At 52.8% G+C, this 12,167-nt stretch carries 10 protein-coding genes and 1 riboswitch; of the genes, 8 read left to right on the top strand and 2 right to left on the bottom strand.

Annotated elements, in window-relative coordinates:
• Positions 1-504 precede the first annotated feature (504 nt).
• Positions 505-1,380 carry a dimethylarginine dimethylaminohydrolase family protein gene (locus AC3WQH_RS22545; protein WP_005834529.1) on the bottom strand — a complete coding sequence of 292 codons (876 nt, stop codon included), beginning with the start codon at positions 1,378-1,380 and terminating at the stop codon, positions 505-507.
• A gap of 202 nt (positions 1,381-1,582) precedes the next feature.
• Between AC3WQH_RS22545 and AC3WQH_RS22540 the strand changes: the two genes are divergently transcribed.
• The 3 genes from AC3WQH_RS22540 to AC3WQH_RS22530 all read left to right on the top strand — a co-directional run bounded on the left by AC3WQH_RS22540 (position 1,583) and on the right by AC3WQH_RS22530 (position 4,044).
• Positions 1,583-2,317, top strand: a complete 735-nt coding sequence (locus AC3WQH_RS22540; RefSeq protein ID WP_039971656.1) for an IclR family transcriptional regulator — start codon at positions 1,583-1,585, stop codon at positions 2,315-2,317.
• 208 nt (positions 2,318-2,525) lie between these two features.
• A complete protein-coding gene (locus tag AC3WQH_RS22535; protein WP_025844702.1) occupies positions 2,526-3,248 on the top strand; it encodes a DUF421 domain-containing protein in 723 nt (240 codons plus the stop codon).
• 154 nt (positions 3,249-3,402) lie between these two features.
• Complete coding sequence (locus tag AC3WQH_RS22530; protein WP_492332257.1) at positions 3,403-4,044, top strand: GNAT family N-acetyltransferase; 642 nt, start codon at positions 3,403-3,405, stop codon at positions 4,042-4,044.
• Positions 4,045-4,047: 3 nt separating this feature from the next.
• Here AC3WQH_RS22530 and AC3WQH_RS22525 read toward each other — a convergent pair whose 3' ends face one another.
• Positions 4,048-5,304, bottom strand: a complete 1,257-nt coding sequence (locus tag AC3WQH_RS22525; protein WP_025844706.1) for an ATP-binding protein — start codon at positions 5,302-5,304, stop codon at positions 4,048-4,050.
• A 202-nt stretch (positions 5,305-5,506) separates the two neighbouring features.
• Positions 5,507-5,627, top strand: a riboswitch (SAM riboswitch).
• Positions 5,628-5,744: 117 nt separating this feature from the next.
• Here AC3WQH_RS22525 and AC3WQH_RS22520 point away from each other — a divergent pair.
• From AC3WQH_RS22520 to map, 5 genes are all read left to right on the top strand, one after another.
• Complete coding sequence (locus AC3WQH_RS22520) at positions 5,745-6,767, top strand: sugar ABC transporter substrate-binding protein (RefSeq protein WP_492332256.1); 1,023 nt, start codon at positions 5,745-5,747, stop codon at positions 6,765-6,767.
• A 77-nt stretch (positions 6,768-6,844) separates the two neighbouring features.
• Positions 6,845-8,335: a sugar ABC transporter ATP-binding protein gene (locus AC3WQH_RS22515; protein ID WP_005834541.1), complete on the top strand. Its 1,491-nt coding sequence runs from the start codon at positions 6,845-6,847 to the stop codon at positions 8,333-8,335.
• A 1-nt stretch (position 8,336) separates the two neighbouring features.
• Positions 8,337-9,335: an ABC transporter permease gene (locus AC3WQH_RS22510; RefSeq protein ID WP_007785996.1), complete on the top strand. Its 999-nt coding sequence runs from the start codon at positions 8,337-8,339 to the stop codon at positions 9,333-9,335.
• A 981-nt stretch (positions 9,336-10,316) separates the two neighbouring features.
• Entirely contained in the window at positions 10,317-11,126 is an 810-nt protein-coding gene (locus AC3WQH_RS22505) for an alpha/beta fold hydrolase (protein WP_007785999.1), read from the top strand.
• A 116-nt stretch (positions 11,127-11,242) separates the two neighbouring features.
• The gene (map, locus tag AC3WQH_RS22500) at positions 11,243-11,986 is read left to right on the top strand and encodes a type I methionyl aminopeptidase (protein ID WP_007786001.1); all 744 of its coding nucleotides are present in this window, start codon (positions 11,243-11,245) and stop codon (positions 11,984-11,986) included.
• Positions 11,987-12,167 lie beyond the last annotated feature (181 nt).

The raw sequence follows: 12,167 nt of genomic DNA, 5'->3' as shown, positions 1-12,167 counted from the left end.
TTTGATAACAATTCTTCATGCAAGGACTCCTTCGAATTTATCGCGTCTAATCAAGAAGTGAATTTTGCAAAAGGCTCGAGATAAAAACGAAGTGCTTTGAGATTTGTTTTCCAAAGCAATACATTACTCAATTAAAGTTGGAAAAACAGGTCGAAGATTTGACGGATGATAAAAAACGGTTAGAAAAGCAGATAGAGGATCTTCAGAAAGAATTGATTGAGTTGAGGGCAAAGTAAACTCAATCGACATCAAAAAAGGGAATTGACTAGATAGTTTGCTAGAGGTAAGCTAATATTATGGCGAAAGGCCGATAGTATTAATGATAAGCCGTAAGGGCGAGCATATGAACCAGTTTGAAGAAAAGGGCAGCTCAAGAAGAGCTGCTCTTTTCTTCGACGTGCTTCCAAAGATGGAAAAGAGCAAGCCATGTACGAAGTGGTGAAGACTGGTCGGCCCACTCAAGACAAAATGCCACTGTCCACGTGGCTTTTTGTCTGTAGGAAGCTACACACGCTCCACCGGAGAAGTCAGGCAAGTCGGGCCGCCCGTGCCTTTGTAGGAGATTTCTTCGCCTTCGTATTCGTACACGGTAGCGCCTGCTTTTTCCAGCCGCTCCTTCGTGACCGGATTGCCCGCCACGACCATGCACACGCGCGGGGCGAGCGCGAGGACGTTGCTGCCGAGGTTTTCGTATTCGCGATCGGGCACTTCGATCAGTTCGATGCCTCTGTCGACGAGCAGTTGGCGGAAAAACACAGGCATCAGCTTGGAGTAGACGACAGCGAGATCGTGGTCGACGAGGCTGATAATCGACATCAGATGCAGGCACTCGGCCGGGCCGCGGTCATATGGCAGCGGTACGACGATGACTTCTTCCGTGAAGTCCTTGACCATCTCCTTAATCTGGGCGATCGCCGCCTGATTGGTGCGGAAGCCAAGCCCGATCGCCAACGTTTTTTCATCCAGCCAGACGAGGTCGCCGCCGTCTGCCTGCGCATCGCCTGTCAGTTGTCCCAGGATCGGGATGTTGTTTGCTTGCAAAAACTCCTTGTACACTTCCGCTTCGCCTTGGCGCAGCTCTTTGCCGGATTTGAGGATGATCGCGCCTTTGGACGTGAACTTTACCGGATCATGGGCGTAGAGGGAGTCGAGCCCGGTTTTGTCCGATTGCGGGAGGTACAGCACGTTGGCTACGTGTTCGCGGAGGATCGCTTCGAATTTTTCGTACTCCTGCAAAGCTTTGTCCCAGTCAGGGCAGTCTGTATAGTGAAAAGTTTTCCAGGATGCGTCGAGATGGGCCTGGCTGATAAACGCTTCGCGGGGATGCTTGATGATGACGGTTTTCAGCTTTTTGACCATGGATTGGCTGCCTTGGAACATGGTTGCCTCCTTTTATTCCACATTGTAGAATATTGTTCATATTTCGAAAATTTATTTTCAGTGTACACATTCTGATTTTGCACTGTCAATCGTTATTCCGGGCTTGCAGCGGCTATCGCAGGAAGTTTTTTGCGATTCACAAAATTACGGCAAATCATTTAAGATGAGGTAGACGAGACATGAGGAAAAAGGGGAAATGACTGTGATTCAATCGTTTGATCGGGCGATGGCGATTGCGACGGCACTTGCGTCGGACGAGCATAGAAAGTGGTGGACCATCAACGATTTGGCGAAAGAATGTCAGCTCCCGGTGAGTACGATCTACCGCTTGTTGTACACGCTGATGAAGCACGGGCTGGTGGAGCAGGATGCAGCTACCAAGCAGTACACACTGGGGATCAAATGGATGGAGTTCGGCCTGCGCGTGCTCGACCGGATTGATTACCGCAAAGTCATCAAGCCGATGATCGAGGAGCTTGCCAGAGAGGTGGAAGAAAGCGTTTACTTCAGCCAGCCGAGCGGCCTGGAGTCGATTGTGATCGATCGCGTGGACAGCCAGCACAACATTCGCATCTACGACCAGCTTGGTTTGCGCATCCCGATGCACATCGGCGCGGCAAACAAGGTTGTTTTGGCGCACATGCCGGCAGAAGAAGCGCGGCAAATCGTGTTGCAGCTCGTCGGCGAGGAGGAGACGCCCGCTTTCATGGAAAAGCTGGCCGAAATCCGCAAAGTCGGCTATGCCGTCAGCTTCGCGGAACGGACGGAAAATACGGCTTCGGTCGCGGCACCTGTTTTTGATTACACGCAAAAAGTAATTGGCGCTTTGAGCATCGGCATCGTCACCTTCGATTTGAAAGAAGAGCGGTTGAATTATTTGATCGAGCGCGTGAAGGACGTCGCCCGCAAAACGTCGCAGCGGCTGGGGAAGATGTAGCTTTGCGATGTCTATATGCTGGAAATTTTTCTGCTATATGAAAAATATGGTCGAAAGCTCCTGGCGAGACTGTCAGCCCGAATGATCGGGGGCAGTCTTTTTGGGGCCAGTGACGGTTTGTGCTTTACGGGCAAAGCTTTTCGCATAATTACTGCCAAAACTTTACATAGTAACAGGAGGAAACGGTTGGGGCAGGAGGCGTTTTTGCGTGGAACTGTTCAGTGAGAGCTTGATTGTAGTCGGGCGTGTATTTACGATTTTGCCGCTGCTGTTGATCGTGACGCTGTTCATGGGAAAGCGTTCGATTGGCGAGCTGCCTGTCTTTGATTTCATGATTATCATCACGCTAGGCTCCGTGACCGGGGCCGATATTGCCGAGCCGAATGTCCACCACATTCCCATTGCGGTAGCGATTGTGGCGCTCGGGGTGCTGCAACGCGTCGTGTCCCAGTGGTCGATTGTGTCCAGGCGCTTCGGCAAAATGGTCACGTTTGAGCCAACGGTCGTTTTTTACAACGGAGAGTTTCTCGTCCCTCAACTGAAAAAGATACGCTATTCGCTCGATAACGTACTGCAAATGCTGCGGGAAAAAGACATTTTTGACCTGTCGGAGATTGAGATGGCGATCATCGAGGCCAATGGCCGACTGACTGTCCTGAAAAAATCTGCGCAGCAGCCAGTGACGAGACAAGACCTGCAAATCCGGACTGCCTCGACGGGCCTCTCCCTGCCTGTGATCGTCGAAGGGAAAATATGTAAAGAGGCGCTGAAGTACCGCGAACGGGACGAAGGCTGGCTTTTGCAGGAGCTGAAAAAAAGCGGCGTCGCCATCGAGCAGGTTTTTCTCGCCACATTGAATCGGCAAAACGACTTGCTGTTTTTTGAGAAACATCCGGACAATCCGCAGCGGGTTCCGCCCGTTCAGCATTGAGAGGAAGGCAGACAGCATGCAGCGTACAGGCGCGCCAGGCTATCATTCAAGGAAGCGTGTATTTTGCCGATTTCATTTATTAAAAATATTTTATCAATTAAAAATCATTTTAGAGGATAAGTGTGGTTGTCATCTCAATCAGGGAGGAATGACCATGCTTGTTTTCAAGGCGATGGAGCAATGTTCGGTGGCGGAGGCCGTTTTGGCGTACAACAGAGGGTTTTCCGGCTATTTTTTCGACCAGTCCAAAACGCCGGACACGCTTATCTGGAAAATGGGGAAGGAGGAACTTTCGCCCGCGCATTCGCTGGTTGCGTTTGTAAATGGCGAGCCGGCCGGAATCGTGCTGAACGGGATATGGAACAGAGGCGGGCGAAAAATCGGCTGGAACGGAGGGACAGGGGTGGCGCCGAAGCACAGGCGCAGCGGAGTCGGGCAAGCGTTGATCGAAGCGACGTTGCAGATTTACCGCGAGCAGGGCGTGGAGCTTGCGGCGCTGGTCGCCATTCGCGAGAACGTGCAGGCGGGCGGCTACGCGCTGTACAGGCGGATTTTTGATGAACAGGGAAGGCAAACGACTGCCTTGCTGTTTCAGTGTGAAGCCAGTCCCGGACGAGCAGACCGGGAGGCGATTGTCGCAAGCGCACTGGCCCATGTGTTTGCTCCGCTGGACCAGGAGCTTCATCGCCTCACCGTCAATTTGCCCGTCGCAAATGAGGCAACCACCCGAATTTTGCAAAGTGCGGGCTTTTCCACGCTGGCCGAGCAGGTTTTCATGACCAGGCCACTCGCCTAGCTGCTACTGCGGCTGATGGTACGGAAACGTAATCGTGAACTTGGTGCCGACCTTCGGCTTGCTCGACACGCTCACAGAACCGCCAAACGTGTGAATGACGTGATAGGAATAAGTCAGGCCGAGTCCGGTCCCGCTCGTTTTGGTAGAAAAATAGATCGTGCCAAGTCGTCTGATCTGGCCCTCGTCCATCCCGATGCCGTTGTCCTTGATGACGAGCAGGGCGTTGTTTTTTTCGATGAACAACGACAGGGAGACTTTCCCTTTGGCCGTCTCCGCGCATGCCTCGATGGCGTTTTTGATAAAGTTGACCAGCACCTGCTTGAACTCGTCGGGATTGGCCATGATCGTGACGGGCTTTTCATAAGCTTGCAGCTCCAACTCGACGTTGTTCATGTTGGCAAACGGCAGCATGACCTCGCGGACGACATGGAGCTGCTCGCATACGTCGATCAGCTCGGTGCGCTCCTTGAGCGGCTTGGACAGCGCCAGGTACTCCGTCAAAATCGCTTCCGTGCGCTGAATCTCGTCCATGCTGATGCGAATGTACTGATCGGTTTTCGCAATGTTTCCCGGGTCCTCCTGGATCAGGCGCAAAAATCCTTTGACGGCCGTGAGCGGGTTTCGCACCTCGTGCGCCAGTGAAGCGGCGACGTGGCTCATCGTCTCGATTTTTTCGTTTTGGGCATGGCGAATGAACAATTCCTTGTCTGATACGCATTTGCTAAATAACGACATCAACAGCCAGATGCCGACAAAATTTTGAACGGGAATCACAAGCACATGATAGGGAAGCTGATGGGATACATAGGTGGGAAAATTGAGATAGGTCAACCCCAAATCTATCAGGGAAAAAAGCGCACCCGTCAAAAGAGTAAACAGTGTTTTCCGATAACTGGCTTTGTAGCGTTGATATATCAGGAGGGAGATTGCAAACGTGGCGGCCATTACGAGCATGGCGACCCAGGTGCCTTCGCCGCCCAGATAAAAGCGGTACAGCGCTGATTCGATCAGCACGATCAAGGCGATTCGTACTCCGCCGTAGATCAGAGCGAAAAAGACGATGACGTGCCTGATGTCGAAAATGATTCCTTCGTTGACGCTCGAAGCGAAGGTCATCGCCAGAAACATGCAGACAGAGCTGGTTACGAGAATAAAGCAACGGCTATAGTTACGCATCCGGTCGCGGTAATAGATGTTGAACAAAACAAACGGTGTCAAGGCAAAAAACATTTGCAAGATTAGTTCTTTTAGTAGACTCATTAGACATCCCCATCGCAAATTTGCATGGCTTTTGCTTCAATCTACAAGGTTTCGACAAGACCTTACATAATTCCTCCAAAATTTGGACATCGAGTTGGGATTATTTTGGAGGACAAAAGCTTCAAAAACCCAGTTGACAGATGGGTAAAACAAGGATTATAGTCTGTATATATTAATACAAACGTTGCGAAAATAAAAACTACTCTTATCCAGAGAAGGCTGAGGGAATGGCCCTATGATGCCCGGCAACCTAGCTGGCAAGATCACCGTCTTGCGAGCCAAGGTGCTAACTCCAACAGGTAGCGATACCTGACAGATAAGAGGCGCGAATCTTGTCGATCAAGCCTCTTTCATCTGTTGAAAGAGGCTTTTCCTATTGGAAGGGCGTAGCCTCCTCAGCTTGAAGCTCAGCAGGAAGAAAGAAAAAGGGGGATTTTTCGATGAAAAAGAGACTGGGTCTTGTCACATCAATCGTACTGGCTGCGTCGCTGGCCTTGACCGCTTGCGGCGGGGGAGCGGACACCCAAAATCAGGCGGGAAGCGGCGCTTCCGGCGGCGAGAAGGCGAAGCGCATTGCCTTGATTATGCGCCAAAACGTCGGCACGTTTTCTGCCCAATACATTAACGGCGTGAAGCAGGAAGTCGAGAAAAACGGCGGCGAGCTGACCGTATTCAACGCAGATACCGATTTGTCGAAAATGGCCTCCAACCTCGACGCTGCGGTGAACCAAAATTTTGACGGCATCCTGATTGACCACGGTACGGCGGAAGCGCTGCAGCAAGGCACGCAAAAAGCGGTCGACAAAAAGATCCCGGTCGTGCTGTTCGACACCGATATCAAGCTGCCGGGCGTCCCTGTCGTCGAGCAAGATGACAACAAGCTGGCCGAGTTGAGCCTGGAAAAGCTGGCTGCCGATACGGGCGGCAAAGGCAACATCGTGAAAATTTGGGTAGCGGGCTTTGCGCCGATGGAAAAGCGCCAGGTAACGTATGAAGCATTCCTGAAAAAATACCCGGATATCAAGGAAATCGCCGCGTTTGGCTCGGCAACGAACAACACCGCGCTGGATACGCAAGCGCAGATGGAAGCGATTTTGAAAAAGTATCCGAACAAAGGCGACATTACAGCCGTATGGGCATCGTGGGATGAATTTGCCAAAGGGGCAACCCGTGCGATCCAGCAAGCAGGACGCACCGAGATCAAGGTGTACGGCATCGACCTGAGCGACGAAGACTTGCAACTGATCCAGGAGCCAAACTCTCCTTGGGTCGCGACAGCAGCGGTAGATCCGTCGAATATCGGACGCATTCACGCGCAGACCGTTTTCCAAAAAATGAAAGGCGAGCAAGTGCCAGACAGCGTGAAGCTGAATCCGGTGCTGGTCAAACAGGAAGACTTGCCAAAGGATAAAAAAGTAACGATGGGCGATCTGTCCCAATACGTACAAGAGTGGGGCAAGTAAGCAAATAGAGCTGGTTGGTTTGGCTATTCCCGTTGCTTTTGTCAACGGGAATCTTGTTTATTTAGGGGGGGCGAAAAGTGTCCAGCTTGCAGATGAAAGGGATTGTGAAGCAGTTTTCCGGCGTGCCTGCGTTGCGCTCCGTCGATTTTGAAGTCAAGGCTGGCGAGGTGCACGCGCTGCTCGGAGCGAACGGAGCGGGAAAAAGCACGCTGATGAAAATTCTTACAGGCGCGTATCAGCCGGATGGCGGCAGCATCGCGATTGACGGCAAGGACGTCTCGATCCAATCGCCGCAGGATGCGAAAGCGTTGGGCATCCAGTGCGTCTACCAGGAAGTCGATACGGCGCTGATCCCGTATTTGAGCGTGACGGAAAACATTTTGCTCGACCAGATCGTGTCCAAAAGCAGCAAGGGACTCATGAACTGGCAAGGGCTGCACAAGGAAGCGGAGAGCATTTTGCAAAGCTTCGGCTTTTCCATCCCTGTGCGCATGCTCGTCGAGGAATGTACGCTGTCCGAAAAGCAACTGATCTTGATTGCCCGCGCGACCGTGCAAAAAGCGAAGTACGTCATTTTTGACGAACCGACAGCCCCGTTGAGCACGAAGGAGAGCGAGCGGCTGTTTCTCATTATCGACCAGTTGAAAAAAGCAGGCGTCGGGATCATCTACATTTCCCATCGGCTGCCGGAAATTTTCGAAATCTGCGACCGGATCACGGTCATGCGCGACGGTCAACTGATTGCCACGAGCGAGACGGCCGCTACTACGATGGATGAAGTCATCGGGAACATGCTGGGCAAAAGCTTCGAGGAAGAGTTCCCGAAAGTGGAGCTGCCGATTGGCGAAGTGATCCTGGAAGCGGCCGGAGTGGCTGGCGGCAAGGTGCGCGGTGCGGATGTGAGCGTTCGCGAGGGCGAGATCGTAGGCGTCGTAGGACTTGTCGGGGCAGGGAAGACGGAGCTGGCCCGGCTGCTGTTCGGAGCGGATGCGGCCGAAGCTGGCGAGATCAGGCTGAAAGGCAAGGCGGTACGCCTGCGCTCGCCAAAGGAAGCCGTGGATGCAGGGATCGTCCTCGTCCCGGAGGAGCGGCGAAAAGAAGGCATTTTTGTCGAGGAGTCGGTGAAAAACAATTTGTCTGTCTCGACTTTGTGGAAATGGTCGCGCCTCGGGTTTGTCCGCAGGGGAGTCGAGGCGGGGCAAGCGCGGGAGCTGGTGCAGCGGCTGGGTGTGAAGACAGCGGACATCGGCCAGCTCGTCGGCCACCTCAGCGGGGGGAACCAGCAAAAGGTCGCAATCGGCAAATGGCTCGATACGGATGCGCAAATTTTCATGTTTGACGAACCGACCAAAGGCGTGGACATCGGCGCGAAAAGCGATATTTACCGCCTGATCGGAAAGCTGGCGGAGCAGCGCAAGGGCGTTTTGTACTTTTCCTGCGAGTTTGCGGAGGTGCTGGGCATCGCGGACCGGATTCTGGTCATGTTCGAAGGGAAAATCGTCCGGGAGCTGAGCCGGGCGGAAGCGACGCAGGAGCGGATTATGTATTATGCAAGCGGAGGTGAGTAACGTGGAAGGTAAAAAATTCAGCCTGTTTGATTTTATTTACAAATACGGAACGGTTGCGGTTATTGTTATCGTTATGCTGTTATTCAGTTTGACCAACCCGTATTTTTTTACGTATGACAACATTACGGACATTTTGCGCTCGATCTCGATCGTGACGTTTGTCGCCATCGGCGTTACGTTTTCCTTGATTGTCGGGGGCTTTGACCTGTCTGTCGGTTCGACGGTGTCGCTGACTACCGTCGTCTCGGCCTCGATGATGGTCTGGTACGAGCAGGGCGTGTTCGCCACACTGGTCGTTCCGATTGCGCTCAGCCTGATCGTCGGGCTGGTCAACGCGTTTCTGGTCGTCAAAATCCGGATTCCCGACCTGCTGGCGACGCTCGCGATGCTCTACATCGTCAACGGGCTGCACATGACGTATTCCAAAGGCTACTCGATCTACGCCAACATGCCGATGGAAGACGGTTCGATGGCTCCGGGGAAATTCCAGGAGTGGTTTTTGTGGCTTGGCCAAGGCAAAATTTTCTCGCTGCCTGTGCCAGTTATCCTGACCTTTTTGCTGGTCGCGGTCACGCACATCTACCTGACCTACACCAGACAAGGACGGATGCTGTACATGACGGGCGGCAATCTGGAAGCCGCGCGCTTGTCAGGCATTCCGGTCAATCGCTACCGCACGCTCGCCTACGTGTTATCCGCGCTGTTTGCCGGCTTGGGCGGGATGCTCTTGGCGGCGCGGATCGGGACAGGCCAGGTGAGCAGCGGCGGCTCGATGCTGATGGATGCAGTGGCAGCGGCGTTTGTCGGCTTCTCTGTATTCGGCGCGGGCAAGCCGAATGTGTTCGGGACGTTCGTCGGCGCAATCCTGATCGGGGTGCTGCTCAACGGCATGACGATGCTCAACCTGCCGTACTACGCCTACGATATTATCAAAGGGACGGTATTGGCGCTGGCGTTGGCTGTGACGTATTACCAGCTTCGGCGGAAAAGAAAAGCGTAGAGGTGTTTGCGTTCGCGCGTGCAAGGCAGGTCGTCAGGGAGAAGCTGGCGGCCTGTTTTTGTTGGGCAGAAGAAGAGTGGGTACGATTCTTATCAGTGTACGTGCAGCATGGCGAGGCTGCGAAGGCGAGGAAAGCAAGAGTTGTGCCTTTTTGGGACGGAGGTTTTTTTTCGATTGCTTGGCGACTTGGTGCAGTCAAGGTAGTTTAGGTTAGTTTAGGCGAGAATGTGGTTTTTATTGCGAGCCGTGGGATCAAGGCGGACTGGCTGCTTGGAAAACGGTTGATCGTCGCGGTAGTGGTGAGAGGAAACAGGAGAAAGCGCTACAGGTACTTGGGCCTCTAGCGGGGGAGCGGAGGCTGGGTAGGAGTCCCAAAGACCTTCGCTGCTTTCTCCTGTTTCCTCTACGAGCTGTTTCTGTCGTTCGGGGGTGATTTTGGGTTGTAGATCAGGAAGCAAAGTGCTTAAGACAAGGAAGCGGTTTTTCTAAAAGCATGCATGTTGTATCGTCAGGGAGGCTAGCATTAATAGCTCTCAAGAAAGACGACAATCCCACCGCAAGCTTTCTTTTTTGTAGTGTCTTTTTCCCCGGAGCCGGGCAGTGATACCCCCAGCAGGGAGCCCAAGAAGTTACAGCGATTTCGTCTCTTTTCTCGCCACACCAAAAGCGCCGATAAAGGAGCTTTAAAAACCCAACCAACCCCACAGCATCATGTTCGGCTCATCACGCCACTACACTGCAAACAATTTTTTATAGTTCCAATCCATTTTTGTAACAGATAAGAATGGATAAGACTCTTATCAAAGCATAAGTGCAGCAACATAACGAGACTTCGAACGAAACGATAGAGCAAGACTGATGCCCGCTAGGTACGTGAAGGCTTCGCCATTGGCTCGGCGCAGCCAAGTTTTCTCATGCAAGAAAATGGTAATAGTTTCACACAGAACATCCCTCCGCTATAATACCTCTGGGGGGATATAAGTGATTCATTATAAGACGTACATACGCGGTGAGGGTTATGAATGGGTGACCTTCGTCCACGGCGCGGGCGGCAGCTCATCCATCTGGTATAAACAGATCAAAGCTTACAAAGAACATTTTAATATTCTCCTCGTCGATTTGCGCGGTCATGGCAGGTCGAAGCAGCATCTGGGGAAGCGGCGGCCGAAATACACGTTCGAGGACGTGAGCCGCGACATTATCGAGGTGATGAAGCACGAGAACATCGCTTCCAGCCATTTTGTCGCGGTTTCGCTCGGGACGATCATCGTGCAGATCATAGCAGAGCTGGAGCCGCACAAAATACGCTCGATGGTTTTGGCGGGAGCCGTGACCCGGCTGAATTTGCGTTCGCAGGTGCTGATTGCGCTCGGCAATCTCGTCAAGCACATCGTGCCGTACATGTGGCTGTACAAACTGTTTGCCTGGGTCATCATGCCGCGGGCGCGCCATCGCGAATCCCGGTCGTTATTTGTCAGAGAAGCGCAAAAGCTTTGTCAAAAAGAGTTCAAGCGCTGGTTTTCGCTGACGCACGGCATCAATGCGTTTTTATGCAGCCTGCTGGCGAAGGAGCCTCCGATTCCGGCCCTGTTTGTGATGGGCGACGAAGACTACATGTTTTTGCCCGCGGTTCAAGCGTGTGTGAGTCAGAGACAGTATGCGCAGTTGCGCCTTTTGATGAACTGCGGCCACGTGGTCAATGTCGATCAGCCGGAAGAGTTTAACCGGATTTCGATCGGATTTATCCGCGAGCAGACGGGGGATGGACGGTACGAGGTAAGCCCCGCTTAGCTTGTGCGTTTGGCTGCCAGGCTTTGCGTTTGCGATTTGAACAGAAATGTGTTCCAATAAATGGAGCGGGTTCGGATTTGGTTTTGGCATACATTTTCAGCGAAGGAGGACACGGCATGTCGATTCAAAATGAACACGACTTGCTCGCTTTGCAGCGGATCGGGAGAATTGTGGCAGAAGCTAGAGAAGCGATGCTGAAGGCCGTCCGGGCGGGCATCACGACAAAAGAGCTGGATCGTATCGGCGGCGATATTTTGGCGAAGTACGGTGCGCGCTCGGCTCCACAGGTGACGTACGACTTCCCCGGGCAGACGTGCATCAGCGTGAATCACGTTGTGGCGCACGGGATTCCCGACGGAACCGTGTTGAAGGAAGGCGATGTCGTCAACGTCGACGTCTCCGCAGAGCTGGACGGTTATTTTGCCGATACAGGCGCTTCGGTTGTCGTGGGACAGGGAGAGCCTGTGAAGCAGGCGCTGTGCAAATGCGCAGAGGAATCGCTGTACAAGGCGCTGGATTCGGCCAAGGCTGGCTCCAAGTTGAGCCAGATCGGGCGCATCGTCCACAATGAAGCGAAGGCAAAAGGATTTACGGTCGTCAAAAATCTCACAGGCCACGGCATCGGCAAAAGCTTGCACGAGGAGCCGGCGCACGTCCTGAACTACTACGACAAATGGGACAAACGGCTGCTTACGGACGGGCTGGTGCTCGCTGTCGAAACGTTTATTTCCACTGGAACGGAGTATGTGAAGGATGGGGCAGACGGCTGGGCTTTGGTGACGCCGGACAGAAGCTACGTCGCCCAGTACGAGCACACCGTCGTCATAACGCGCGGCAAGCCGATTATTTTGACGGCTTAATCTTTTTTTTTTCGCGTTTTTGCGCGCGGTGTTTTTGCGATCGTGAAAAAAGAGAGAGGCCCTATTGCGCTGATAGGGTCTTTTTGTTGTGCGAGAAAAGTTGCGAGAATGGGCAAGAATAACTTGCAGAACAGCCAAAGATTGTATATTCTCTATATAAGAATATATGTTCGTATTTACG

This window comes from Brevibacillus sp. FW301-21C12A, assembly GCF_058788915.1.
The sequence above is the reverse complement of the archived record's forward strand: the minus strand, read 5'-3'. Positions and strand labels throughout refer to the sequence as shown.

Bases quoted from the DNA above. Each gene is read 5' to 3' on its own strand.
- AC3WQH_RS22545 (WP_005834529.1), bottom strand. From the start codon at position 1,380: ATGTTCCAAGGCAGCCAATCCATGGTCAAAAAGCTGAAAACCGTCATC.
- AC3WQH_RS22530 (WP_492332257.1), top strand. From the start codon at position 3,403: ATGCTTGTTTTCAAGGCGATGGAGCAATGTTCGGTGGCGGAGGCCGTT.
- AC3WQH_RS22525 (WP_025844706.1), bottom strand. From the start codon at position 5,304: ATGAGTCTACTAAAAGAACTAATCTTGCAAATGTTTTTTGCCTTGACA.
- AC3WQH_RS22520 (WP_492332256.1), top strand. From the start codon at position 5,745: ATGAAAAAGAGACTGGGTCTTGTCACATCAATCGTACTGGCTGCGTCG.
- map (WP_007786001.1), top strand. From the start codon at position 11,243: ATGTCGATTCAAAATGAACACGACTTGCTCGCTTTGCAGCGGATCGGG.